General features: G+C 60.0%; 25 protein-coding genes and 2 pseudogenes. 15 read left to right on the top strand and 12 right to left on the bottom strand.

The features are described from left to right. Positions 1–72 precede the first annotated feature (72 nt). Positions 73–621, top strand: coding sequence for an RNA polymerase factor sigma-70 (locus tag KGA83_RS17140; protein WP_108219594.1), 549 nt, complete (start codon positions 73–75; stop codon positions 619–621). Between the two features lie 132 nt (positions 622–753). On the opposite strand, the gene KGA83_RS17145 is transcribed toward KGA83_RS17140, so the two are convergent. The 3 genes from KGA83_RS17145 to KGA83_RS17155 all read right to left on the bottom strand — a co-directional run bounded on the left by KGA83_RS17145 (position 754) and on the right by KGA83_RS17155 (position 3,381). After that, entirely contained in the window at positions 754–1,767 is a 1,014-nt protein-coding gene (locus tag KGA83_RS17145) for a GNAT family N-acetyltransferase (RefSeq protein WP_223530288.1), read from the bottom strand. A 75-nt stretch (positions 1,768–1,842) separates the two neighbouring features. Further along, positions 1,843–2,661: a substrate-binding periplasmic protein gene (locus tag KGA83_RS17150; protein WP_108219596.1), complete on the bottom strand. Its 819-nt coding sequence runs from the start codon at positions 2,659–2,661 to the stop codon at positions 1,843–1,845. A 93-nt stretch (positions 2,662–2,754) separates the two neighbouring features. Next, the gene (locus KGA83_RS17155; RefSeq protein ID WP_108219597.1) at positions 2,755–3,381 is read right to left on the bottom strand and encodes a TetR/AcrR family transcriptional regulator; all 627 of its coding nucleotides are present in this window, start codon (positions 3,379–3,381) and stop codon (positions 2,755–2,757) included. 177 nt (positions 3,382–3,558) lie between these two features. Between KGA83_RS17155 and KGA83_RS17160 the strand changes: the two genes are divergently transcribed. From KGA83_RS17160 to KGA83_RS17195, 8 genes are all read left to right on the top strand, one after another. Continuing rightward, complete coding sequence (locus KGA83_RS17160) at positions 3,559–5,361, top strand: acyclic terpene utilization AtuA family protein (RefSeq protein WP_223530290.1); 1,803 nt, start codon at positions 3,559–3,561, stop codon at positions 5,359–5,361. A 12-nt stretch (positions 5,362–5,373) separates the two neighbouring features. Then, the gene (locus KGA83_RS17165) at positions 5,374–6,243 is read left to right on the top strand and encodes an SDR family oxidoreductase (protein ID WP_108219599.1); all 870 of its coding nucleotides are present in this window, start codon (positions 5,374–5,376) and stop codon (positions 6,241–6,243) included. Positions 6,244–6,246: 3 nt separating this feature from the next. After that, positions 6,247–7,863, top strand: coding sequence for a geranyl-CoA carboxylase subunit beta (gene atuC, locus KGA83_RS17170; RefSeq protein ID WP_223530292.1), 1,617 nt, complete (start codon positions 6,247–6,249; stop codon positions 7,861–7,863). A gap of 25 nt (positions 7,864–7,888) precedes the next feature. Then, on the top strand, positions 7,889–9,046 hold the full coding sequence (gene atuD / locus KGA83_RS17175) for a citronellyl-CoA dehydrogenase (RefSeq protein ID WP_108219601.1): 1,158 nt from the start codon (positions 7,889–7,891) through the stop codon (positions 9,044–9,046). Further along, positions 9,043–9,840: an enoyl-CoA hydratase/isomerase family protein gene (locus tag KGA83_RS17180; RefSeq protein WP_223530294.1), complete on the top strand. Its 798-nt coding sequence runs from the start codon at positions 9,043–9,045 to the stop codon at positions 9,838–9,840. Before atuD ends, KGA83_RS17180 begins: the two co-directional genes overlap by 4 nt. A gap of 108 nt (positions 9,841–9,948) precedes the next feature. Further along, complete coding sequence (locus KGA83_RS17185) at positions 9,949–11,910, top strand: acetyl/propionyl/methylcrotonyl-CoA carboxylase subunit alpha (protein WP_223530296.1); 1,962 nt, start codon at positions 9,949–9,951, stop codon at positions 11,908–11,910. 70 nt (positions 11,911–11,980) lie between these two features. Beyond that, positions 11,981–12,523 carry an exonuclease domain-containing protein gene (locus KGA83_RS17190; RefSeq protein WP_108219604.1) on the top strand — a complete coding sequence of 181 codons (543 nt, stop codon included), beginning with the start codon at positions 11,981–11,983 and terminating at the stop codon, positions 12,521–12,523. Positions 12,524–12,592: 69 nt separating this feature from the next. Continuing rightward, a complete protein-coding gene (locus tag KGA83_RS17195; protein WP_108219605.1) occupies positions 12,593–12,877 on the top strand; it encodes a pyrimidine/purine nucleoside phosphorylase in 285 nt (94 codons plus the stop codon). Between the two features lie 84 nt (positions 12,878–12,961). Here the strand turns inward: KGA83_RS17195 and KGA83_RS17200 are convergent, their stop codons facing one another. Both KGA83_RS17200 and KGA83_RS17205 read right to left on the bottom strand, forming a co-directional pair. Further along, positions 12,962–13,768, bottom strand: a complete 807-nt coding sequence (locus KGA83_RS17200) for an MOSC domain-containing protein (protein WP_223530298.1) — start codon at positions 13,766–13,768, stop codon at positions 12,962–12,964. A gap of 216 nt (positions 13,769–13,984) precedes the next feature. After that, positions 13,985–14,920: a chemotaxis protein CheV gene (locus KGA83_RS17205; RefSeq protein WP_108219607.1), complete on the bottom strand. Its 936-nt coding sequence runs from the start codon at positions 14,918–14,920 to the stop codon at positions 13,985–13,987. 463 nt (positions 14,921–15,383) lie between these two features. Between KGA83_RS17205 and KGA83_RS17210 the strand changes: the two genes are divergently transcribed. The 3 genes from KGA83_RS17210 (at position 15,384) to KGA83_RS17220 (ending at position 17,799) form a co-directional block, all read left to right on the top strand. Next, a complete protein-coding gene (locus KGA83_RS17210) occupies positions 15,384–15,854 on the top strand; it encodes a hypothetical protein (protein WP_108219608.1) in 471 nt (156 codons plus the stop codon). A 395-nt stretch (positions 15,855–16,249) separates the two neighbouring features. Beyond that, positions 16,250–17,143 (top strand): sensor histidine kinase, encoded by an 894-nt coding sequence (locus tag KGA83_RS17215; protein ID WP_108219609.1) that lies wholly within the window; start codon positions 16,250–16,252, stop codon positions 17,141–17,143. After that, positions 17,140–17,799, top strand: a complete 660-nt coding sequence (locus KGA83_RS17220; protein WP_108219610.1) for a response regulator transcription factor — start codon at positions 17,140–17,142, stop codon at positions 17,797–17,799. Before KGA83_RS17215 ends, KGA83_RS17220 begins: the two co-directional genes overlap by 4 nt. Here KGA83_RS17220 and KGA83_RS30090 read toward each other — a convergent pair. After that, positions 17,761–17,906: pseudogene (locus KGA83_RS30090) on the bottom strand (lipid kinase YegS); the annotation flags it as partial. The gene KGA83_RS17220 and the pseudogene KGA83_RS30090 sit on opposite strands and share 39 nt — an antisense overlap. A 173-nt stretch (positions 17,907–18,079) precedes the next feature. On the opposite strand from KGA83_RS30090, the gene KGA83_RS17225 reads away from it, so the two are divergent. Beyond that, complete coding sequence (locus tag KGA83_RS17225) at positions 18,080–18,394, top strand: hypothetical protein (protein ID WP_223530299.1); 315 nt, start codon at positions 18,080–18,082, stop codon at positions 18,392–18,394. Between the two features lie 64 nt (positions 18,395–18,458). Here the strand turns inward: KGA83_RS17225 and glp are convergent, their stop codons facing one another. Beyond that, positions 18,459–19,685, bottom strand: coding sequence for a gephyrin-like molybdotransferase Glp (gene glp / locus KGA83_RS17230; RefSeq protein ID WP_108219611.1), 1,227 nt, complete (start codon positions 19,683–19,685; stop codon positions 18,459–18,461). Then, on the bottom strand, positions 19,669–20,208 hold the full coding sequence (gene moaB / locus KGA83_RS17235) for a molybdenum cofactor biosynthesis protein B (protein ID WP_108219612.1): 540 nt from the start codon (positions 20,206–20,208) through the stop codon (positions 19,669–19,671). Before moaB ends, glp begins: the two co-directional genes overlap by 17 nt. A gap of 81 nt (positions 20,209–20,289) precedes the next feature. On the opposite strand from moaB, the gene mobA reads away from it, so the two are divergent. Next, on the top strand, positions 20,290–20,892 hold the full coding sequence (mobA, locus tag KGA83_RS17240) for a molybdenum cofactor guanylyltransferase MobA (RefSeq protein WP_223530301.1): 603 nt from the start codon (positions 20,290–20,292) through the stop codon (positions 20,890–20,892). A gap of 78 nt (positions 20,893–20,970) precedes the next feature. Next, on the top strand, positions 20,971–21,192 hold the full coding sequence (locus tag KGA83_RS17245; RefSeq protein ID WP_108219614.1) for a YgdI/YgdR family lipoprotein: 222 nt from the start codon (positions 20,971–20,973) through the stop codon (positions 21,190–21,192). A gap of 84 nt (positions 21,193–21,276) precedes the next feature. Here the strand turns inward: KGA83_RS17245 and KGA83_RS17250 are convergent, their stop codons facing one another. The 4 genes and pseudogenes from KGA83_RS17250 to KGA83_RS17265 all read right to left on the bottom strand — a co-directional run. Next, entirely contained in the window at positions 21,277–22,167 is an 891-nt protein-coding gene (locus KGA83_RS17250; protein WP_223530303.1) for a pseudouridine synthase, read from the bottom strand. A gap of 126 nt (positions 22,168–22,293) precedes the next feature. Continuing rightward, complete coding sequence (locus tag KGA83_RS17255; protein WP_223530304.1) at positions 22,294–22,611, bottom strand: transcriptional regulator; 318 nt, start codon at positions 22,609–22,611, stop codon at positions 22,294–22,296. A 172-nt stretch (positions 22,612–22,783) separates the two neighbouring features. Beyond that, entirely contained in the window at positions 22,784–23,020 is a 237-nt protein-coding gene (locus KGA83_RS17260; protein ID WP_223530306.1) for a glutaredoxin family protein, read from the bottom strand. Positions 23,021–23,118: 98 nt separating this feature from the next. Further along, positions 23,119–23,315: pseudogene (locus KGA83_RS17265) on the bottom strand (ammonium transporter); the annotation flags it as partial.

Consider the following 23,315-nt stretch of genomic DNA (forward strand, 5'->3'; position numbering starts at 1 on the left):
CGCTCGATCTGTAGGACGGTTCCCCCGGTTTATCCACCGTCCCACTAACCTTTTGGCAGCAGGGTGATTTCCATGATGGAACCAGTATCCACAAGCAGGTGCGATACACCGCTACTTCAGGCATTCGTCGACAATCGATTGATTCTGGTGAAGATCGCAGCCCGAATTACCGGTTGCCGCTCACGTGCCGAAGATGTTGTGCAGGACGCATTCTTCCGGTTGCAATCGGCCCCACCCATCACCAGTTCGATCAAGGCTCAGTTGAGCTACCTGTTCCAGATCGTGCGCAACCTGGCGATCGACCACTACCGCAAGCAGGCGCTGGAACAGAAGTATTCCGGCCCTGAGGAGGAAGGGCTGAATGTGGTGATCCAGGGTGCGTCACCGGAAACTTCGCACATCAATTTCTCGACACTCGAGCACATTGCCGATGCGTTGACCGAGCTGCCGAGCCGCACCCGCTACGCCTTCGAGATGTATCGCCTGCATGGCGTACCGCAAAAAGACATCGCCAAGGAGCTCGGCGTCTCGCCGACCCTGGTGAACTTCATGATCCGGGATGCGCTGGTGCACTGCCGCAAGGTGTCGGGCAACCGGGGCGATAGGGCTGCTCGCCAATAAGATCCGATATTTCAGCGCCCCCATCGCGAGCAGGCTCGCTCCCACATTTCCCCTGTGTTCGCAGGACCCTGTGGGAGCGGGCCTGCTCGCGAAGGCTGACTCAAGACCACAACGAATCTTGAATCTGAAGCCTCAGGTCAGTGTGCACCGATCAAAAAACCGCTCCCGCCCCAACACCATCAACGCCGCGCGCTTGTGCGGGAAGTCGAACTCTTTCTCGCAGTGAAAGCGCTGCGCCTGCATGTATCCGATCATCTTCGCGTTATCGGCACGCGGCTCGGCCACCACGCGCTGCGTTCGCGGATCATCGAGAAACAGGTAATGCACCAGCGCCGATAACCAGCTCGCCACCTTGTGCGGACCGCGGTGGTTTTCTTCGCCCACCAGCATGTGGATGCCACGGTCGTAATCACTGGTCTCGTAGAACGGTGCGATGCGATCTTCCCTGGCCCAGTAGGCTTCGAAGTAGGCGAACGGCTGATCGTCGAAACACCCGATCAACGTCAGGGTGTGCGGGTCGGCTTCGAGTTTGCTCAGGTATTGGCGATGCTGTTGGAGACTGCCCTCCTCCTGCCAGGAACTCGCGACCCGCGGGTTGTTTTGCCAGCGGTTGAAGCGTGCCAGGTCTTGCTCGATTTCCACGGTACGCAGGGAAACCCAGGTGCCCAGTCGTGCATCGAAGCGTCGATACACTTCACCACCAGGTTTGACCGGCCGCCGTGGATGACGCTTGCCGTCGGTCATGAGCATTTGCTGCGGGTAACTGCCGGTCAATGAATGCCCCAGCCACGGCTGCGGCAACTGCCAGAACAAAGTGCGCTCGCAGAGATACTCGCCGCTGACGTGAGTCGCAATCAGCAGGCCGCTGAACAAGGCTTCGGTTGGCACGTCTTGCAGTTGCCAGACCAGGCGCTGACAGTCGGGGTCGCGAGCGAACAGCCAGTAACAGGCCGCCCACAATGCCTGCCCTTCAGGGCGACTGAAACGCTCCTCCAGTTGCACGTGCAACTCTGGGCCACGAGTCAGCCGCAGGGCGGGCAGCGGTTGCCCTTCCAGGCTCAGGCTCAGGCGGCAATCGGTTTCATCAGCGGCAAGACGACTGCCTGTCGGCAGATACAAGGCAGGCAGGTCATTCAGATTGGACATGGGTCGGGCTCACGGTAGTCGTCGACAGTTCAACGAAGTGACGTGAGCCGTGGCAGGAAATTTAGCAAAAGACCGTCAATTGGCGAGTTGTGGCGCCGGTTTGTTGTGCGGGATCGGCACCAACGCAATCTTGTACGGATCGAAAATCTTCAGCATCTGGCCGTTGTCCCGCAAGCCTTGCAACAACTTGCCGAAGGCCTCACCAGTGATGGGCGCGGTCGGACGGAGAATGGCGTAGTGATGATAAATCTGGTCAACGCGCTGGGACACCAGCAACTCGTCAGCGACTTTTTTATTGCGTAACAAGTAGTCGAACAGATAAGAGCGCGTGACCAGGGCAATGTCGGCCCGGTCGCGTAACACCATCAGCAGATTGCTGTCGTGGGAATAGGTCAGCGTGGCGTTGTAGTTTTTCGCGAGGTACTGGGGGTCGGCATTGAAATTGGCGAATTCGTAGTGATAGCCACTGAACAACGCCAGACGCTTGCCGCTCAGGTCAGCAAAATAGCTTTGCTGTCGATCGGGCAGGCGTTGCGCGACAAAAATCTCGGCGTCTTCGAGCCCCATGTCGACGGCAGTATGGGGAATGTCTTCCCACCCCCAGGCCGGATTTTCGAAGATGGCCATGTCGACCCGACCCTGTTTGAAGTCACCGAAGCGCCGGGCAATGGACGTGGGCACCAGGGCAAACTGGTAGTCAGTTTGCGACGCATTCAGAGCCTCGACCAGTTGCGGCAGCAACCCGGTATCGGCCCCGGATTCCGGGCGCACGGTATAGGGCGGAAAGTGCGCGGCACCAATGCGCACCAGCTGCGCAGCCTGGGACGGCATCACCGTTGACGCTGCAAGCATCGCCAGCAAAAGCTGCGAGGCTGTCCGAATTGGCGAATCCATCAAAACAACCCCACTCCCCAATAAAACGACATCAATGCATTCAAGCTAGGCGGTTTTGTCCAGTTAGCCAGTTTAATGCTGGCCAATACAACTTTATTGCCGGTCTTCCAGCACCAGAATCAACGCTTCATCCGCCAACTGATCGAGGCTCATGTTGCCGTCAGCGCGAAACCAGGTGGTGGTCCAGGACAATGCGCCGGTCAGGAACCGCCGAGTGATGAACACATCGCCGCGGATAAACCCGGCGGTCTTGGCTTCGCCCAGTACTTGCAGCCAGATGTCTTCGTAGATATCGCGCAGCGCCAGGACTTTGGCCTGGCCCTCTTCGGACAGCGAGCGCCATTCGTAGACCAGCACGGCCATGGCCTCGCCGCTACCGCCCATGATCGACTGCAATTCACAGCGGATCAGCGCCAGCACCCGCTCGCGCACATTGCCGGCCTCGGCGACGGCCGCACGCATCAACGCGGTGTTGTAGCGTATGGTTTCCTCCATCACGGCGCGCAGGATTTCGTCCTTGCTTTTGAAGTGGTGGAAAATGCTCCCGGACTGAATACCCACGGCGCCGGCCAGATCGCGCACGGTCGTGCGTTCATAGCCTTTATTGCGGAACAGATGGGCCGCGACCTGTAGCAGCTTGCCACGGGCGCTGTCCGGGTCGGTCAATTGGCCGTCGTCCACCAATTCACGCATGACCCTCAGGGCTTTTTGCTCGTCCACCCGTTATCTCCTACAGTCGATCTATCAATAACGCCGATCCCCCGAAAACACCGGAGTTGCGCGGGCAATTTAAGCTCATGGATGCAACCAAGCAAGCGCTTGGGCAGAAGATAACCAAGTCATTTACAAACCAAGCGCTTGCTTGGTAATGTCGACGCACTTCGGTTGGAGGTGGCTATGGAATGGACTGCGCCTAAAACAATTCGCATCGGTTGCGCCAGCGCCTTCTGGGGCGATACCTCGACCGCTGCCGCGCAACTCGTGGAACACGGGCATCTGGACTACCTGGTCTTCGATTACCTGGCCGAAATCACCCTGTCGATCATGGCCGGCGCGCGGATGAAAGATCCTCAGGCCGGCTATGCGGGCGACTTCATCGAAGTGCTCGCGCCCTTGCTGCCACAACTCGCACAGCAGAACATCCGGGTCATCAGCAATGCCGGCGGGGTCAATCCCCAAGCCTGCGCCGCCGCCCTGCAAGCGGCCTGCGACAAGGCCGGGGTGGCGCTGAAGATCGCCGTGCTGCTGGGGGACGACCTTCAGCCGCAATTCAAACAGCTGCGCGACCTGGGCATTCATGAAATGTTCAGCGGCGCGCCCCTGCCATCGATGTGCCTCTCGACCAACGCCTACCTCGGCGCACCCGGTATTGTCGAAGCCCTGCGCCTGGGGGCGGACATCGTGATCACCGGGCGCGTGGTCGACAGTGCGGTGGTCAGCGCTGCGCTGGTGCATGAGTTCGGCTGGTCGTGGCACGACTACGACAAGCTCGCCCAGGCGGCATTGGCCGGGCACATCATCGAATGCGGCGCCCAATGCACGGGCGGCAACTTCACGGATTGGCGCGACGTCCCCGACTACGAACACATCGGCTTTCCCATCGTCAAAGTCAGCGCCGACAGCCAGTTCATCGTCAGCAAACCCGAAGGTACCGGCGGGCTGGTCACGCCACTGACGGTGGGCGAACAGATGCTGTACGAAATCGGTGACCCCCGGGCATATCTGCTGCCCGATGTGGTGTGCGACTTCACTCAGGTCAAACTGCTGCAACAAGGCAAGAACGCAGTGCAGGTGCACGGCGCCAAAGGCCTGCCGCCAACCGCACAATACAAGGTCAGCACCACCTGCCCCGATGGTTTTCGCTGCACCGCCAGTTGCCTGATTGCCGGCATCGATGCCGTCGACAAGGCGCGACGAGTCAGCGATGCGATCATCAACAAGACCTCGGAAATGTTCCGCCAGCGTGGCTGGGCACCCTACAGCGACGTGAGTATCGAGTTGCTGGGCAGCGAGGCCACCTACGGCCCCCACGGCCAGCGTCAGGACACCCGCGAAGTGGTGATCAAACTCGCGGTACGCCATCCGGACAAGCAGGCCTTGATCGTGTTCTCCCGGGAAATCGCCCAGGCCGCCACCGGCATGGCGCCGGGGCTGACCGGCATTGTCGGTGGCCGGCCGACGGTGTATCCGCTGATCCGGCTGTTCTCGTTCCTGATCGACAAAACCGCCTGCACGCTGGACATTGATTGCATGGGCCAGCGCCACCGGTGTGCCCTGCCCGCCCTCGATGTGCTCGACCCGCTGGACCTGCCAGCCGCGCTCGCACCACCGAAACCGACGGGCCTGGCCGACGCCAGCGTGGCCCTGGTCAATCTGGCGGTCGCCCGTTCCGGCGACAAGGGCAACCACAGCAACATCGGCGTCATGGCCCGCGAGCCCGAGTTCCTGCCATGGATCGCCGAAGCCTTGACCCCGGAAGTGATCGTCGACTGGATGGGCCACGTTCTCGATCCCATCCACGGGCGAGTCGAACGCTGGTACTTGCCCGCCAGCCACAGCCTGAATTTCCTGCTGGAAAACGCCCTCGGCGGCGGCGGTGTCGCCAGCTTGCGAATCGATCCGCAAGGCAAAGCCTTCGCCCAGCAACTGCTGGAAATCCAGATTCCGGTGCCGCAGCGCATCGCCGACCAGTTCAACTAGAGGATTGCCGCCATGGCCTACGATTCGATTTTCAAAGCCGATTTGTTTGCCGGCCAAAACATCATCGTCACCGGCGGTGGCAGTGGCATTGGCCGCTGCACCGCCCACGAACTGGCGGCCCTCGGCGCCCATGTGCTGCTGGTCGGGCGCAAGGCCGACAAGCTGAAAACCGTTGCAGCGGAGATCGCCGAAGACGGCGGCAAGGCCGATTGGGCGGTTTGCGACATCCGCGAGGAAGAACCGGTGGAGCACCTGGTCAGCGAATTGATTCGCAAGCATGGCCCCATTCATGGCCTGGTCAATAATGCGGGCGGGCAGTACCCCTCGCCCCTGGCCTCGATCAATCAGAAGGGGTTCGAAACCGTGATGCGCACCAATCTGGTGGGCGGTTTCCTGATGGCCCGGGAAGTGTTCAACCAGTCCATGAGCAAGCACGGCGGCGCGATCGTCAACATGCTCGCCGACATGTGGGGCGGCATGCCCGGTATGGGCCACTCCGGCGCGGCACGTTCGGGCATGGACAACCTGACCAAGACCGCTGCGTACGAATGGGGTCATGCCGGGGTGCGGGTCAACGCCGTGGCGCCGGGCTGGATTGCCTCCAGCGGCATGGACACCTACGAAGGCGCCTTCAAGGCTGCGATTCCGACGTTGCGCGAACACGTGCCGCTCAAGCGCATCGGCACCGAATCGGAAGTCAGCGCGGCGATTGTATTCCTGCTCAGCCCGGCAGCAGCGTTCGTCAGCGGCGCCACCTTGCGCATCGACGGCGCCGCCAGCCTCGGCGGGCGCGCCTGGCCGATTCACAAGGCAACCAACAGCACGTCGTATAACGGCTTCCATCGCGCCTACGTACCAGACGTGTTGAAGGACAAGGAATAACCCATGCCGGTGATTCAGTCGTTACTCGATCCCCACAGCGAGCCGTTCGCCCGGAACCGCGCGGCGATGCTGAGCGCCATCGAGCAAGTTCGCGTGCTCGAACAGAACCTGCTGAACAAGGCTGCCGAAGCCAAACCCAGGTTCGAAAAACGCGGTCAATTATTGCCCCGTGAACGCCTCAATCTACTGTTGGACCCCGGCGCGCCGTTTCTTGAACTGGCGAGCCTGGCCGGCTACAAGCTGCACGACGACAAGGACGGCAGCTGCGCCGGTGGCGGCTTGATCGCCGGTATCGGTTACGTATCCGGCGTGCGCGTGCTGGTGGTGGCGAACAACAGCGCGATCAGGGGCGGAACCATCTCCCCCAGCGGTTTGAAAAAATCCCTGCGCCTGCAACAGATCGCCATGGAAAACAAACTGCCGATGATCACCCTCGCCGAAAGCGGCGGTGCCAACCTCAATTACGCGGCGGAGATTTTCGTCGAAGGCGCACGCAGCTTTGCCAATCAGGCGCGGATGTCGGCCATGGGGTTGCCGCAGATCACTGTGGTGCACGGCTCGGCCACGGCGGGCGGTGCCTATCAGCCGGGGCTGTCGGATTACATGGTGGTGGTGCGCGGCAAGGCCAAGCTGTTTCTCGCCGGCCCGCCACTGCTCAAGGCCGCCACCGGAGAAGTCGCGACCGATGAGGAACTGGGTGGCGCCGAGATGCACGCACAAACCGCCGGTACCGCCGAATACCTGGCTGAAAACGACGCCGACGGTGTGCGTCAGGTGCGCGAGATCGTCGCCTTGCTGCCGTGGAACGAGCAGTTACCCCGACTCCCCGAACGTCGCTGGGAGGAGCCGCTCTACCCTATCGACGAACTGCTGGGCCTGATCCCGGATGACCCGAAAAAACCCTACGATGTGCGCGAAATCATCGCCCGGATTGCCGACGCTTCAAACTTTCTTGAGTTCAAGGGCGAATTCGATCATCAGACTGTGTGCGGTCATCTGAAAATTCAGGGCCGCGCCTGTGGCTTCATCGGCAACAACGGCCCGATCACGCCAAAAGGCGCGAGCAAGGCCGCGCAGTTCATCCAGCTGTGCGACCAGAGCCGCACGCCGCTGCTGTTTTTCCACAACACCACCGGGTTCATGGTCGGCACCGAATCGGAACAGCAAGGCGTGATCAAGCACGGCGCGAAGATGATCCAGGCAGTGGCCAACGCCCGGGTGCCGAAGCTGACCATCGTCGTCGGTGGCTCCTATGGCGCGGGCAACTATGCGATGTGCGGACGCGGCCTTGACCCGCGCTTCATCTTCGCCTGGCCCAACAGCCGCACCGCCGTGATGGGCGGTGCACAAGCGGGCAAAGTGCTGCGCATCGTCACCGAGGCCAAACAGGCCAAGGACGGCCTGGTGCCCGATCCGAAAATGCTCGACATGCTCGAACAGGTCACCGCGCAGAAACTCGACAGCCAGTCCACGGCGCTCTACGGCAGCGCCAATCTGTGGGACGACGGATTGATCGACCCGCGCGATACCCGGACTTTGCTCGGTTACTTGCTGGACATCTGTCACGAGGCCGAGGTGCGGCCATTGCAAGCCAACAGTTTTGGCGTAGCCCGCTTCTAAGGGCGATCAGAGGAGAACAATAAAAATGATCTTCACCCAGGAACACGAAGCACTGCGCCGCACCGTGCACCAATTCGTCGAGCACGAGATCAACCCGCACGTCGAGGAATGGGAAAAGGCCGGGCGCTTCCCCATCCACGACATCTTCCGCAAGGCCGGCGACCTCGGTTTGTTGGGTATTTCCAAACCGGAAAAATTCGGCGGCATGGGGCTCGACTACAGCTATTCGATCGTCGCGGCCGAAGAGTTCGGCACCATTCATTGCGGCGGCATCCCGATGTCCATCGGCGTGCAGACCGACATGTGCACACCCGCCCTGGCACGGTTCGGTTCCGATGAGTTGCGCGAGGAATTCCTGCGCCCGGCCATCAGCGGCGAGCAGGTCGGCTGCATCGGTGTCTCCGAAGTCGGCGCTGGTTCTGACGTTGCCGGATTGAAAACCACTGCGCGCAAGGACGGCGACGACTACGTGATCAACGGCAGCAAGATGTGGATCACCAACTCGCCGAGCGCCGACTTCATCTGCCTGCTGGCCAACACTTCGGACGACAAACCGCATATCAACAAGTCGCTGATCATGGTGCCGATGAACACACCGGGCATCAGCCTCAGCTCGCACCTGGACAAGCTCGGCATGCGCAGCTCGGAAACCGCCCAGGTATTTTTCGACAATGTGCGTGTACCGCAGCGCAACCGCATCGGTCATGAGGGTGCGGGGTTCATGATGCAGATGCTGCAGTTCCAGGAGGAACGCCTGTTCGGTGCGGCCAACATGATCAAAGGCCTGGAGTACTGTGTCGACAGCACCATCGAATACTGCAAGGAGCGCAAGACCTTCGGCAACGCGCTGATCGACAATCAGGTGATCCACTTCCGCCTGGCGGAACTGCAAACCGAAATCGAATGCCTGCGGGCACTGGTCTATCAGGCCACCGAGCAGTACATCAAAGGCCAGGACGTCACGCGCCTGGCCTCCATGGCCAAGCTCAAGGCCGGGCGGCTGGGCCGCGAAGTCAGTGACAGTTGCCTGCAATACTGGGGTGGCATGGGCTTCATGTGGGACAACCCGGTGGCCCGGGCTTACCGTGACGTGAGGCTGGTATCGATCGGCGGCGGCGCCGACGAAATCATGCTGGGGATCATCTGCAAACTCATGGGCATTCTGCCGGGGAAAAAGAAATGAACAACCTGCCGGTTTGCCAGACCTTGTTGCTGGAACTGCACAACGGTGTGTTGCACATCACCCTCAACCGCCCGGAATGCCGCAATGCGATGAGCTTGCAGATGGTCGCCGAGTTGCGCTCGGTGCTGGCAGCCGTGCGCGATGACCGAGGCGTCCGAGCCTTGGTGATCGGCGGTGCCGGCGGTCACTTTTGCGCTGGCGGCGATCTCAAGGATATGGCCAACACCCGTACTCAGGGTTCGAGCGCACACCGCGACTTGAATCGGTTGTTCGGTGCACTGCTGCAAGAGGTGCAACACGCGCCACAAGTGGTGATCACGGTGTTGCAAGGCACGGTGCTTGGCGGTGGTTTCGGCCTGGCCTGTGTCAGCGACATCGCCATGGCCGATCACCAGGCGCAATTCGGCCTGCCGGAAACCAGCCTCGGCCTGCTGCCGGCGCAGATCGCGCCGTTCGTGGTGCAGCGTATCGGTTTGACCCAGGCCCGAAGACTGGCCCTGACCGCGGCCCGCTTTGATGGCCACCAGGCGCGCCGCATGGGGCTGGTGCATTTTGTCGAGCATGATCCGCAGGCCCTGGCCGAGCGTCTCGATGAGGTGTTGGCCCATGTGTTGTGTTGTGCGCCCGAGGCGAATGCGATGACCAAGAAACTCTTGCTGGCAAGCGCTGGGCAGCCCTCGGATGAGTTGCTGGATCAAGCGGCTCAATGGTTCAGCGAAGCGGTGACCGGAGCGGAAGGCGTCGAGGGAACGATGGCTTTCGTGCAAAAGCGCAAGCCGGGGTGGGCCATTTAAAAACTTCGCGAGCAGGCTCGCTCCCACATTTGAAATGCATGCCCCTGTGGGAGCGAGCCTGCTCGCGAAGAGGCCAGCACTTTCACCGCACAATTCGAGAGACGCCCCATGCCCGGACTCAAGAAAATCCTCATCGCCAACCGCGGTGAAATCGCCTGCCGCATCCAGCGTACGGCCCAGGCGCTGGGCTATCGCACGGTCGCCGTGTTCAGCGACGCCGACGCCGATGCACTCCACGTGCAGATGGCCGACGAGGCGGTCAACATCGGTCCGGCCCCGGTGCACCAGTCTTATTTGAACGTCCAGGCCATCCTCGATGCGGCCCGGCGCACGGGCGCGGATGCGATCCATCCGGGCTACGGCTTCCTCTCGGAAAACGCCGGGTTTGCCCTCGCGTGCCAGGACGCCGGCATCACCTTCATCGGCCCCAGCCCCGCGGCCATCGAACTGATGGGCAGCAAGCGCCTGTCGAAGATTGCCATGCTCGAAGCCGGCGTGCCCTGCATCAAAGGCTATCAAGGCGCCGAACAGGACGACACCACCCTGAGCCGCGAAGCCGGGTGCATCGGCTATCCGTTGATGATCAAGGCCAGCGCTGGGGGCGGTGGACGCGGCATGCGCCTGGTGCACAACGCCAGCGACTTGCTGGAACAGATTCGCACCGCGCGCTCCGAAGCCATGAACGGTTTTGGCAGCGGCGAACTGATTCTCGAACAGGCATTGGTCGAACCCCGTCACGTCGAGGTCCAGCTGTTCGGTGACCGGCATGGCAACCTGATTTACCTCGGTGAGCGCGACTGTTCGGTGCAGCGCCGGCATCAGAAAGTCATCGAGGAAGCACCCTGCCCGGTGATGACGCCTGAACTGCGGCAGGCCATGGGCGAAGCGGCGCTCAAGGCCGGGCGCGCGGTGCAGTACGTCGGTGCGGGCACGGTGGAGTTTTTGCTGGATGCACGCGGGCAATTCTATTTCCTGGAGATGAACACCCGGCTGCAAGTGGAGCACCCGGTGACCGAACTGATCACCGGCCTGGACCTGGTGGCCTGGCAGTTGAATATTGCCGAAGGGCAGCCGCTGCCCTTGCGCCAGGAGCAGGTGCAACTCCACGGGCACGCCATGGAAGTACGCCTGTATGCCGAAGATCCGGCTCAGGGTTTTCTGCCGCAAACCGGGCGCGTCGTGGCCTGGGAACCGGGATTGCAGGACGGCGTGCGGATCGACCACGGCCTGATCGAAGGCCAGGTCATCAGCCCCTTCTACGACCCGATGCTCGGCAAGCTCATTGCCCACGGCGCCACCCGCGAGCAAGCCCGACGCAAATTGCTGCGGGCGGTACAAGACAGCGTGCTGCTGGGCGTGCAAAGCAATCAGCGTTTGCTCGCCAGCCTGCTGGAACACCCGCAGTTCGCCGGCGGGGACTTCAGCACCGGGTTCATCGCGCAGCACTTTTCCGAGCATGCCTGCCTGCAATCCCATGCCCCGGGCGCGCATCACCTGGCCATCGCCACCGCCCTCTTCTATCAGGCCTCAGCGCAGGCTCATCCGGCCGCGCTTTGCGGTTGGCGCAACAACGCCAGCGTACCGCTGCACTATCGCATCGGTCTTGAGGATCAGGATTGGCCGGTAGCATTGCGGGCAATCCCCGGCGAGCCGTTGCACATTCAGGTCGCCGGGCACAACCTCGCTCTGCAGATCATCCACAACGACGGACGCTGGGCCACCCTTGAGATCGATGGCATCCGCCAGCGCCACGCTTATCGCCTGGAGGCCGGGCAGCTCTGGCTGTTTACCCGCCCAGGCAACCTGCAGTTTGAGGATCGCACCCAGGCACAGGTGACCGGCCAGGCCGGTGTCAGCTCCGGCACCCTCAAGGCACCGATGGACGGGGCGATTGTCGACGTCCTGGTCAATGAAGGCAGCCCCGTGAGCAAGGGCCAGTTGCTGGTGGTACTGGAGGCGATGAAAATGGAGCACCCGTTGAAATCGGGCATCGACGGTGTGCTCAAACGCCTTCAAGTCAAAGTCGGGGATCAGGTAAAAAACCGGCAGATTCTGTTGGAGGTCGAATAAGCCGCTAGGCGGAACCGCCGGGTTTGGCTACGCTCAAACCCTACAGGACGCGGATACCAGGAAACCTGCAATGCCTCACTGGCTGGTCATTGATCTGGAGGCCACCACCGATGAAGGTGGTTGGCCCGTAACGGATATGGAAATCATTGAAATCGGCGCCACCCTGGTGGACCGCAAGGGACGCGAACTGGACCAGTTCCAGCGCTTCGTCCGGCCCTCGCGACGGCCGTTGCTGACGCCGTTTTGCCGCGAGCTGACGCACATTACCCAAGCCAATATCGATGCCGCGCAACCGCTGGGCGAAGTCTGGCCGGCATTTGAACGCTGGCTCGGCCAACACCACACACGACTTGAGGGCTGGGCCAGTTGGGGCGATTACGATCGCAAACAATTGCTTCAGGATTGGCAGCAACTGGGACTCGCCAGCATGCTGGCCAACGTGCCGCACATGAACCTCAAACAGCGCTTTGCCAAGGCCCGACGCCTGGAACGTCCGCTGGGGTTGAACGGCGCCTTGCAACTGGCCGGCCTGCAGTTCACCGGCCAGCAACACCGGGCGCTGGAAGATGCGCGCAATACCGCACGCCTGCTGCCGCTGGTTCTGCCGCTTTAGACAGGTGACGACGCCAAGAGCCTTGTGCATACTGGCCGGCCCTTTTTAGCCCTTTTCGAGGAATCGCCCATGTTTAAAGTCAACGAGTACTTCGACGGCACCGTCAAGTCGATCGCCTTTGGCACCGCAGAAGGTCCAGCGACCATCGGCGTCATGGCTCCGGGCGAGTACGAATTCGGCACCAGCCAGCGTGAAATCATGCACGTGGTCAGCGGTGCACTGACCGTCAGGCTGCCGGACAGCAGCGACTGGGAAACCTTCGCTGCCGGCAGCCAGTTCAATGTGCCGGCCAACAGCAAGTTCCAGCTGAAAGTGGCCGTCGACACTGCCTACCTGTGCGAATACCGCGGCTAAGCCTGCGCGGCCTCAACCAAAAAAAGTCGCCGCAATAAAAATGCCCGTGTTTTTCGACACGGGCATTTTTATTGCGGCGCAAAGTTACTCGAGGATCTCCACCGGCATGCCGACTTCGAGTCGACCGTTGCCGTCGTTGACCAGGTTCTGGCCGAACATGGCGCCGTCCGCCTGGGCACGGTATTTCTGCAAGGTGGCCAAGGGTTCGCGGTCGTCACTGCGCTCCCCGGTTTGCGGGTCGATGGTGGTCAGGATGCAGCGTGAACAGGACTTGACCACGCGGAACTCGACCTCGCCGATACGAATACGCTTCCAGCCGTCCTCGGCGAACGCTGCACTGCCTTCAATCACCAGGTTCGGCCGGAAACGCAGCATCTCCAACGGACGCCCGACCCGTTGCGACAAGTCCTCGAGAGAGGCCTGGCCGATCAGCAACAGCGGATAGCCATCGGCGAACGCCACCTGATCGTCATCCTTGCCGTAGCCAGCCTCCGTCATCCGCGCCCGATCGAGCGGCACTTGCACCAGGCGTGTCGGTTTGCCGATGAACCGGCTGACCCAGGCCCCAGCTTCATCGCCTGCATCGGGCACTCGCAAGGTATCGCGCCAGATCGTCACGCCTCGCAGTTGTGCATCGCTACCTGGCAAGGCAATGTCGATCGGCGAATGGCCGGGCGCACTGAGGGTCAAGCCACCTTCGACATTCCACAACGCCGACAACTGGCTCATCTGCGCCACCGCACGCTGGGTCAGGAAGCGCCCGCTGGCCTCGTCCACCAGCATCCAGCGGCGATCGCCGTCCAGCCCGAGTTTATCGAGACCGGTCTGTTGCAGCGTCTCGCCCCTGGCGGACTTCAACGGATAACGATACAGCGCGCTCAGACGCAACATGGCCAGCTCCCTGATAGGCAAAAACGCCACCCTATACGAGCTTGAAGGCCGAATCAAAGATCAAAAACCCTGTAGGAGCAGCCGGTCGACGCTCGATTGCTCGCGAAAAACCCAAGGACGCCGCTGGGCATCTGGTTTTACGCGTTATCGTTCAAGACCATCGTCGGAACGCCGCCCGGAGCAAGCTCGCTCCTACAGTAGTTGACCATGGCCTGATCAGGCCGGTACGTCGTCAAGCATCAGGCGCTGGCGCACCACGTCGACGAGTTTGTCCGGCTGGAATTTGGAGAGAAAGTTGTCGCAGCCGACCTTTTTGACCATCGAGTCGTTGAAACTACCGGACAAAGAGGTGTGCAGCACCACGTACAAGCCGCGCAGGCGTGGATCGTTGCGAATTTCGGTGGTCAGGCGATAGCCATCCATTTCCGGCATTTCCGCATCGGTGAAGACCATCAGCAGTTTGTCGGTCATGTCCACGCCGGTATCGGCCCAGGCCTTGAGCATGTTCAAGGCCTTCAGCCCGTCACTGGCGATGTGCATCTTCACGCCGAGCTGTCCCAGGGTATCGCGCAATTGCGCCAGGGCCACGTTCGAGTCGTCCACCAGCAGCACCTCACGACCACGGGCACGTTCCAGCACCGGATCTTCGAGCTTGTCGCGGGAGACTTTGGCGTTGTACGGGACGATTTCGGCCAAGACCTTTTCGACATCAATGATTTCCACCAGTTGATCATCGACTTTGCTGATGGCCGTCAGGTAGTGCTGGCGGCCGGCACTGCTCGGTGGCGGCAGGATGGCTTCCCAGTTCATGTTGACGATCCGGTCCACGCCACCGACCAGGAAGGCCTGCACCGAACGGTTGTATTCGGTGACGATAATCGTGCTGCCAGGCCCCGGCACCAACGGGCGCATACCAATGGCCTGGGACAGGTCGATCACCGGCAGGGTCTGGCCACGCAGGTTGACCACGCCGCACACAAAAGGATGGCGCTGCGGCATCAGCGTCAACTTTGGCAGTTGCAAGACTTCCTGTACTTTAAAGACGTTGATCGCGAACAATTGCCGTCCGGCGAGCCGGAACATGAGAATTTCCAGGCGATTCTCACCCACCAATTGCGTGCGTTGGTCTACCGTGTCGAGAATGCCGGCCATCAATGACTCCTGGTCTTGTTCGGATGATTTCACTCAAGGAAGGTTATCGGCTGTTTTTGCCGAAGCTTGACCCTCTCTGAAATGCCACGCCCGGCCATTGATGTCATATTAACATCATGCTTTACTGGCGCCGTTATCACATCCGCCGCACTTCTGCGCCACACGACCTTTGCGCGTGCGAAAGGTTCCCCTGCGTAAGGGATTCCCCTATCAACAATCAGGCGCAACCTGATATTCGCAATATCCAATAGCCATTAATGTGACGCCATTCTCATTGCATGAACGGAGTCAGGCTTGTGTGTGCGATCGCAAGTAAGTGGCCAACCACCCTCTCGTGTTCCCCAGCCTGCCTGCGGGCCAGCCGCAGCTCGTTCACCCGACGACTCGACAATGCCGGGGTCCCGACCGCCCTCGTCGACACACTCGATATCCCCTCATTTGACATGACGTTGTGGAGATAAGTATGCCGAACGACCGTAAAGAGTGGGCCCGGCGGCTCCCGGAATTCCTCGTCGAGGCTGAAACACTCCTGGCTAAAACCGAGGAATGCCTGAGTCATCTGCAGCTGATCAGCAATGACAAGGACGCCATCGACTGCCTGCTCAGCACACTACTCAAGCTGGCCAACAAGGCCGATGCCCTGGCGTTGGCGACCGTGTCTGAATTCTCCCTGCATATTCATGGCCTGCTGAACCACGCACAGAACACCATGAGCCTGCACGACGAGGCACTGAATGCCCTGAAAGACTGCCTGACCCTGATTGCCTGGCAACTCGAACTCATCGACCAGACCACCGGACAGCTCAGTCTCGACGACAGCGAACAGGCCACCCTGATCGAAGCCTTTGCCTTTCAGGTCGGGCAAAGCCGGTTTCAACCACCGGTCAACTCCAGGCCGTTCACCCTCGTGTCCTATTCGCAACGACAGGCCTGAACTTGCCGAACCACGCCCCATGGCGTGTTTCGGTTATCAATACCGCGCTGTAACTTGAGTGCGCACATGTCGCAATTGATTTTCTCAACGCTATAAACGACCTCTTTTAACAAACACATCAACCAACTTGTTCCTTTATGGAACCATCGCCGAACGACTGGACTCCTGACTTTTCGGACATATATACGGACGCGACCAACGGTATCTTAAGTGCTACTATGCCGCCTGTTAGTTGACGCCAATTAGTGGCAGTGTGGTTGCAGCCGGACGGTTTGGGGCTGATTTCTCCAAATAAGTACACCCCGTTGAAGTCGACGCTCCAGATTAAAAAACAGGGGCCTGTCAGCCAGCATGACCGGCCTGCCCGCAGCGAACATCCATTGGCTCCATCCGCTATGCACGCCAGCCTCAAGTCAATCGCCACGTGGCCACCCTCTCGAGAAAGTGCACGCACATTCACGCTGTTGTTATGCGCCTGCTCGACGCTCGGCAGTCTGTTGGCCTATGGCTTGTCCAACCCGTTGCCCCTGCCATTGCTGGTGCTCAACGTTGCGGCGCTGACCAGTGCGGCCGTGCAGTACTGCCTCTCGCGCAAATCCATCAAATTCCAGCCCCAGGAACTGGCCGACCGACTGTTGCAGGTTCAGGAAAACGAGCGTCACCGGCTGAGCCGGGAACTGCATGACGACATCGGTCAATTGCTGACCGCCGCAAAACTGCAAAGTGACTGGCTCAAGCGCCGGATGCCCGAAGAACTCCAGGAGCAATGCTCGGTCCTCTGCGACACGCTGGAAGAAACCCTGACCAAAGTTCGTGACGTATCCGCCATTCTCAATCCCCGGCAGTTGACCAGCCTCGGGCTGGAGGCCAGTCTGCGCGCGCACCTGCTCAAGACCCTGACCAACACCCCGGTGCACTGGAGCCTGGAATGCCAGCAGCGCCTGACCGGCATACCGGAGGAAATGGCCTTGGCGGCTTTCCGCATCACCCAGGAAGCGGTCACCAACATCCTGCGACATGCCCAGGCCAAGAACCTGGTGGTCTGCCTGCAGCGCCTGCCACAAGGCCTGAAGTTGCAGGTCAGCGATGATGGTCAGGGCTTCGCGCCTGCAACCGACCCCGGTCGTGAAGGGCAACGTGGCATGGCCGGGATGTCGGAACGGATCGATCAACTGGGTGGCACGCTGACCGTGACCAGCGAGCCGGGCAAAGGCACCCAGATCGAAGCTCTTTTTCCCTGGGCGCCCCGTACGCTCGAACGGGCCAGTTCGAATAAGGTTATGCATTGACTTGTAATTTACTACTGGTGGATGACCACTCGCTGATCAGGGCTGGCGTGCGCGCTCTGGTAATGGATCTGCCGGGCTATGCCGTCATCGGTGAGGCCAGTGACGGCTCGCAGTTGCTGGAAATGGTCGAGCAGCTGTCCCCGGACATTGTCCTGCTGGATATTTCGATGCGCCAGACCGGCGGCCTCGAAGCCTTGCAGCAACTCAAGCGGGTGCGCCCGCAGAGCAAGGTCCTGATCCTCTCGATGCATACCGACCCGGCCCTGATCATGCAGGCGCTGGAATCCGGAGCCCATGGCTACCTGCTCAAGGACACCACGGCGACCGAGCTCGAGCACGCGCTGGAGGCCTTGCGCAACAACGAGCGCTATCTGAGCCCGGCCATTGCCCACACGGTGATCAACCAGGCGCTGACCCGAAACCAGAAGCACCCGCCCGAACCTGCCGACTCGCACAACCTGACGGCACGTCAGCTGGAAATCCTGCGGTTGATCGTTCGCGGAAAATCCACTCGAGAGATCGCAAATGGCCTGGGGCTGAGCGTCAAGACCGTAGAAACCCACCGTTCGCAGATCATGAAGCGTCTGCAGATCTACGACGTGGCCGGCCTGGTGCTGTTTGCCGTACGCGAACAAATCATCAGCCTTGACGACTAGCAGCGAATCCTCAAGCAGATGCACGAGTAACGCCGCCGGGCGAACCGAGAAACGCAAGTTGTCCCCTTCCAGGGCAGGCGCGCGCGAATAAACATGCTGTCGACGCCAGAAGCCTCCCCCCGTTAAAAGTCGCAAGAAAACGAATGACTTCCAGTCGGACAGTCTTATCCCCCCACACGGCAGGATTTTTCTTACAAAACGTGAGGAATCGGCTCAATTGACCGGAAACTTGAATTGGTAGACTTTTGGGGGCCAGAGCAGGACACCACAAGGACGTGCCATGCAAAGCCAAAACCTCGGATCGCCGGCCATTTCGTTCTTGCCGCTCACAGACAATAAAAATGCAGGCCATCGAGCTGAATACCGCAACAGCCCAAAAGCCACGGGAGAAGTTGATATGGAACCTCGCGTCACCGAGCTGGAAACACACCTCAAGAGCTTACGCAGGGACATGGACGAAGTCCTGGATGACGTCAAATCCATCAAGCACAGGCTTGCCTATTCCGCCTGCGGAACAGCCGTGATCCTCGGCCTCCTTGGCTGGATCGCCAATAGCCGTTTCGAGCAGGTTATTTCATTGCTTCTGGCGCATTGAGTGGCCCTCAACACAAAACCCGGTTCAATCAACCGGGTTTTGTGTGACCAGGCCGCTGAAACCATCAGCTCAGAACTTCACTAAGTGGAATGAAGAAAACGCTATCGCCCTGAACCAGCGTGCGACCTTCCAGGACTTCTACCAATCCATCAGCCCAGGCAGCGCTACGCAGTACGCCAGAACTCTGGTTTTTGTAGATCGTCGCCCTGCCGTTTTCCAGCCGTGCGCGCAAATACTCACGCCGATTGCCAGGTTTGAGCCAGTCAAACCCTGCCGGCACCTGCACCTTTAGCGGCTCGACTTCTTTTACACCCTGACGGCGCAGGAGATAGGGCCTGGCCAACAATGCAAAAGTTACGAGGGTCGATGCCGGATTGCCCGGCAAGCCAATCACCGGCACTCCGCGAAAATGTCCGAAGGTCAGCGGTTTACCGGGCTTGATGGCGAGTTTCCACAGCGTCAATTCGCCCTCTTCACGCAAGGCGATGCCCAGAAAATCGGCTTCCCCTACCGATACGCCACCGGTCGAGAGGATCAGGTCGACATCCTTCAACTCACCCAATCGGGAGCGAGTGGTTTCCAGATTGTCTGGCAGAATTCCCGCGTCGACGACCTCACACCCCAAACGCTGCAACCAGCTGCACAACAACACCCGGTTGCTGTTGTAGATCTGTCCCGGCCCCAGCGTCTGCCCAGGCTCAATCAATTCGTCGCCGGTGGACAGCACCGCCACACGCACCTTGCGAACCACCTCCAGCTCAGCGCACCCCAACGAGGCAGCCAATCCTTGCTCGATCGGCCCCAACCGCGTACCTGCCGGCAGAATCAGCTCGCCGACGGTGGTTTCCTGGCCTTGCGGACGGATGTTCTGACCTTGGGTCAAGGCTTCAGCGAAACGTACTCGCTCATCCGCCTGAACCTCGACATTTTCCTGCATCTCGACGCAATCGGCACCGGCGGGAACAGGCGCCCCGGTGAAAATGCGCGCACAGGTTCCTGGCTGCAACGGATCGGGGGCCTGGCCGGCAAACACCTTCTGACTGACCACCAACGGCTCTCCCGTCCAGTCAGCCATGCGCAGGGCAAAACCATCCATGGCACTGTTGGGCCAGGGTGGCAGATCAAGGGTCGACACCAGGTCTTCAGCCAGTACACGCCCCTGTACCTGTGCCAACGGCAAGCGTTCGCGCTCGACAATCCTTGAGGCCTCGGCCATTTCCAGCAAGCGTGCCAACGCCAGCTCGACGGGCATCAGGCTGCCAGTCTTGCCAGGCTTACCCACGGGATTCACAAGGCGCTGCCTGTTTCAAGTGAGGCACGAAATTGCACGGACGATGCCGCGAATCCAGTTGCTCGGCCAGTATGCCGTCCCAACCGGTGCGCACGGCATTGGTCGAGCCCGGCAAGCAGCAAACCAACGTACCGTTAGCCAAACCGGCCAACGTCCGGGACTGAACGGTCGAGGTGCCGATATCGGCAACCGAGATCTGGCGAAACAGCTCACCAAATCCATCAACCTGTTTGTCCAGCAGGCAACTGACGGCTTCCGGCGTGCTATCACGCCCGGTAAAACCGGTTCCGCCGGTGATCAGCACAACCTGCACGACATCGTCGGCAATCCAGTTGGCGACTTGCGCGCGAATTTTGTAGAGGTCATCTTTGAGCAACACCCGGGCTGCCAGGTTATGACCGGCAGCGGTCAGGCGGTCGACAAAGACCTGACCTGAGGTGTCGGTTTCCAGTGTGCGGGTATCGCTGACAGTCAGCACTGCAATATTCAGTGGTGCGAAAGGCACATCAGCCTTGGCTTTCATAGGCTCGTCCAGTTGTAGGAGAAACAGCCCGGTGTTATATCACAGCGCTCGGTTTTTTCGCCGCTCCCATGGAGACCTGCCATGACCTCGAATTCACAATTGCCACCCTGCTCCATTCTGCTCCTGGCGGGCGGGCGCGGCCAACGTATGGGCGGGCGGGACAAAGGATTGCTGGACTGGCACGGCGAACCGTTGATTGCACACTTGCATCGCAAGACCCGCCCGCTGACCGATGACCTGATCATCTCCTGCAATCGCAACCTTGAGAAGTACGAGCCCTACGCCGACCAGTTGGTCCACGATGATGAAGGTGACTTCCCCGGGCCGCTGGCCGGTATTCGCGCAGGCCTGAAAGCGGCTCGTCATACTCATCTGCTGGTCCTGCCCTGTGACGTTCCCGGCATTGATGCGGCGCTGATCGGCAATATGCGCGAGGCCGCCAACCTGCATCCGGACAAGCCGCTGATGGTGCGGCATGATGGCCACTGGGAACCGTTGTTGTGTGTGATTCCTGTGCTACACAGGGCAGCATTTGAAAACGCCTGGAACGAAGGTGAGCGCAGCCCTGGCCGGTTGATGCGCAAGCTCGGTGCGACCGCACTGCAATGCCCCGACAAGGACCCTCGGCTGGCCAACTTCAACACGCCGGAACTGTTAAGCGGTCATAACACTGTGCCAGACTGAGATTAATCAGGAACTTGCGCGAACGGTGCACGTCTCACGTTCAGTAACCAAAGATTTCTTATTCGGAGAAACACAATCATGACTCAACGGACCCTCGCCACTTTCATGCTCGCACTCGGTCTCGCCACCCTCGCCGGTTGCGCATCACCTACGGTGATCACCTTGAATGACGGTCGCGAAATCCAGGCCGTCGACACGCCAGATTTCGACAAGGATTCCGGTTTCTACGAATTCGAACAGCTCGACGGCAAACAGACCCGTATCAACAAAGACCAGGTTCGTACCGTTAAGGAGCTGTGATCCTGGCACCGCCGGATACAGAAAAGCCCGCTTGATGCGGGCTTTTTCATGCCTGAAGAACAATGCTTCAGGGTAGCTTTGTGATCACCATTGCAGGGTGATTTCACTCTCGAACTCTCGCGCCTTGCCTGTGACCGGATCGATAAATTTCAGCCCCTGAGCCAGCAGTTTCAAAGGATTGGCGTAGTCATCCTGCGCATCCTTGAGCACCTCGGGGTAAAACGGGTCGTTGCAGATACCGGCTCCCAACGCCGCCATATGTACCCGCAGCTGATGTTTCTTGCCCGTCACCGGGTAAAGACCGTAACGCCAGAGATCCCCCTGCTTCTCCCTGACGTCCACCGCAGTCTCGGTGTTGCTCGCCCCGGGCCCCTCCTGCATACGGAAGAACGGTTCGCCATCGACCAGTCGGCTTTTATGAACCAGCGGGAAAGCAAGGTCAGGCAACGCCGCTGCGATGGCCTCGTAACGCTTTTCGATCTGCCGGGTTGGAAACAACGACTGATAAGCCGAACGACTCTGCGGATTGGCGGAAAACAGTACCAGCCCTGCGGTATGCCGGTCGATGCGATGCAATGGCACCAGATGCGGATTGTCCAGGCGACGGATCAAGCGCCTGAGCAGCGTCTGTTCGACGTATTCGCCAGCCGGCGTCACGGGTAGAAAGTGCGGTTTGTCGGCCACCACCAGATGCTCGTCCGCGTACAGGATCGACTCGATCACCGGGATCGGCTTTTCATCCGGCACTTCGCGAAAATAATGAATCCGCAAACCTTCCTTGTAGGCCAGATCGAGGGCTATCGGCATGCCCTGCCCATCGAGGACCCGGCCACGGGCGATTCTGTCCAGCCATTGTTCGCGACCGATGGCGCTGAAATGCTCGCTCAGGCAATCGACAACGGTGTGCCACGGGCCGGGTGGCAAGTAGAGCGTACTGGCCTGACTGTGTGCCGCGGAAAAAGAAGAAGTGGACATACGAAAGCTCTAACCCTCAGTGCAGGGCGGCATTATCCAACAGCAAGGGGAATGAACCTAGGGGCCGTTCTCAATTAGTTTTCCCGGCGTGAAAACCAATTGAAAACGCCCCCGGGAGGAGATTCCTCAAGCCGGGATCTGCGTGCGCGCCGCCGCTTCGGTGTATTCCTTGAGCCAGCGCAGTACATCGACCGCTTCCCAGCGAGCGGGGTCATACAAGGCGTACAACAATCCCTGGTAACCCACGACGTCGAGTTGCCGGTGATAACCCGCGCGTTGAAACAAGGCTTCGACTTCTGCGAAACAGGTATTGAAGTGCATTTTGTTGAAGGGCGTTTTCCCTTCGGTCACCAGACCATCCAGACACAACTCAACGACGGCCTCGCGCACGACGTCTGCGGACATCCGGTTCACGCTGTTCTTCAACTGTTCGACATTGACCACGATTCATCCCTCTCACGCCCGGGCTTGCCGGCTCACTCCTGAAAATCAGGAACGGCAAGGCAGGCGCCACGAATAACTGTATGAGCATACAGTATCCGATCGACACCGATTAAGCCAAGAGGATCAATCGCAAAGTTCGACAGGCGGGAGATACCCTGAACGCAAAAACCGTTTAACGCAGGAACGCCACCACTTCCTCGGCACCGAACGGCCAGCCCAGTTCAGCACCGGTATCGACTCGCCGCAACACCGGAATACGCAGGCAGTAGGCTGCGAACCATCGTTCATCCTCAGCGATATCCACCACTTCCACCAACAGGCCGCGCTCGACAAACTCCATCAACATGGCTTCGGCTACTTCACAGAGATGGCATCCAAGGGTGCCGAACAACTGACATTCGGGAAGCATGAGCGCTCAACCAGATAATGAATTAACCATTCTAGGCCTCCCCCGAAAAACAGTCGAGCCATTGAGCCCCCCGCCCTGAGACGATGAAAAGACCTGAATCAGTCCTGGCTCACGGCACCGATCTTGTGGATCGACAGGTCCGCGCCGTAATACTCCTGTTCCTGACTCAGGCGCAATCCATGCAACGCCTTGATCGCGCCATACACGGCAAACCCGCCGGCCAGGGCCACAGTGATGCCCAGTGCAGTGCCGATCAACTGGCTGATCAAACTGACCCCACCCAGCCCTGTCTCTT

The sequence above is a fragment of the Pseudomonas sp. GL-R-19 genome, assembly GCF_019956375.1.
Lineage (GTDB): Bacteria > Pseudomonadota > Gammaproteobacteria > Pseudomonadales > Pseudomonadaceae > Aquipseudomonas.

What these genes read in the sequence shown, in the direction of transcription:
- KGA83_RS17195 (WP_108219605.1), top strand. Translation starts at nt 12,593, where the DNA reads ATGTTTAAAGTCAACGAGTACTTCGACGGCACCGTCAAGTCGATCGCC.
- KGA83_RS17245 (WP_108219614.1), top strand. Translation starts at nt 20,971, where the DNA reads ATGACTCAACGGACCCTCGCCACTTTCATGCTCGCACTCGGTCTCGCC.
- atuC (WP_223530292.1), top strand. Translation starts at nt 6,247, where the DNA reads ATGCCGGTGATTCAGTCGTTACTCGATCCCCACAGCGAGCCGTTCGCC.
- KGA83_RS17150 (WP_108219596.1), bottom strand. Translation starts at nt 2,661, where the DNA reads ATGGATTCGCCAATTCGGACAGCCTCGCAGCTTTTGCTGGCGATGCTT.
- KGA83_RS17185 (WP_223530296.1), top strand. Translation starts at nt 9,949, where the DNA reads ATGCCCGGACTCAAGAAAATCCTCATCGCCAACCGCGGTGAAATCGCC.
- KGA83_RS17190 (WP_108219604.1), top strand. Translation starts at nt 11,981, where the DNA reads ATGCCTCACTGGCTGGTCATTGATCTGGAGGCCACCACCGATGAAGGT.
- KGA83_RS17210 (WP_108219608.1), top strand. Translation starts at nt 15,384, where the DNA reads ATGCCGAACGACCGTAAAGAGTGGGCCCGGCGGCTCCCGGAATTCCTC.
- KGA83_RS17160 (WP_223530290.1), top strand. Translation starts at nt 3,559, where the DNA reads ATGGAATGGACTGCGCCTAAAACAATTCGCATCGGTTGCGCCAGCGCC.
- KGA83_RS17205 (WP_108219607.1), bottom strand. Translation starts at nt 14,920, where the DNA reads ATGGCCGGCATTCTCGACACGGTAGACCAACGCACGCAATTGGTGGGT.
- KGA83_RS17250 (WP_223530303.1), bottom strand. Translation starts at nt 22,167, where the DNA reads ATGTCCACTTCTTCTTTTTCCGCGGCACACAGTCAGGCCAGTACGCTC.
- atuD (WP_108219601.1), top strand. Translation starts at nt 7,889, where the DNA reads ATGATCTTCACCCAGGAACACGAAGCACTGCGCCGCACCGTGCACCAA.
- KGA83_RS17180 (WP_223530294.1), top strand. Translation starts at nt 9,043, where the DNA reads ATGAACAACCTGCCGGTTTGCCAGACCTTGTTGCTGGAACTGCACAAC.
- KGA83_RS17145 (WP_223530288.1), bottom strand. Translation starts at nt 1,767, where the DNA reads ATGTCCAATCTGAATGACCTGCCTGCCTTGTATCTGCCGACAGGCAGT.
- moaB (WP_108219612.1), bottom strand. Translation starts at nt 20,208, where the DNA reads ATGAAAGCCAAGGCTGATGTGCCTTTCGCACCACTGAATATTGCAGTG.
- KGA83_RS17140 (WP_108219594.1), top strand. Translation starts at nt 73, where the DNA reads ATGATGGAACCAGTATCCACAAGCAGGTGCGATACACCGCTACTTCAG.
- KGA83_RS17215 (WP_108219609.1), top strand. Translation starts at nt 16,250, where the DNA reads ATGCACGCCAGCCTCAAGTCAATCGCCACGTGGCCACCCTCTCGAGAA.
- KGA83_RS17225 (WP_223530299.1), top strand. Translation starts at nt 18,080, where the DNA reads ATGCAAAGCCAAAACCTCGGATCGCCGGCCATTTCGTTCTTGCCGCTC.
- KGA83_RS17200 (WP_223530298.1), bottom strand. Translation starts at nt 13,768, where the DNA reads ATGTTGCGTCTGAGCGCGCTGTATCGTTATCCGTTGAAGTCCGCCAGG.
- KGA83_RS17260 (WP_223530306.1), bottom strand. Translation starts at nt 23,020, where the DNA reads ATGCTTCCCGAATGTCAGTTGTTCGGCACCCTTGGATGCCATCTCTGT.
- mobA (WP_223530301.1), top strand. Translation starts at nt 20,290, where the DNA reads ATGACCTCGAATTCACAATTGCCACCCTGCTCCATTCTGCTCCTGGCG.
- KGA83_RS17165 (WP_108219599.1), top strand. Translation starts at nt 5,374, where the DNA reads ATGGCCTACGATTCGATTTTCAAAGCCGATTTGTTTGCCGGCCAAAAC.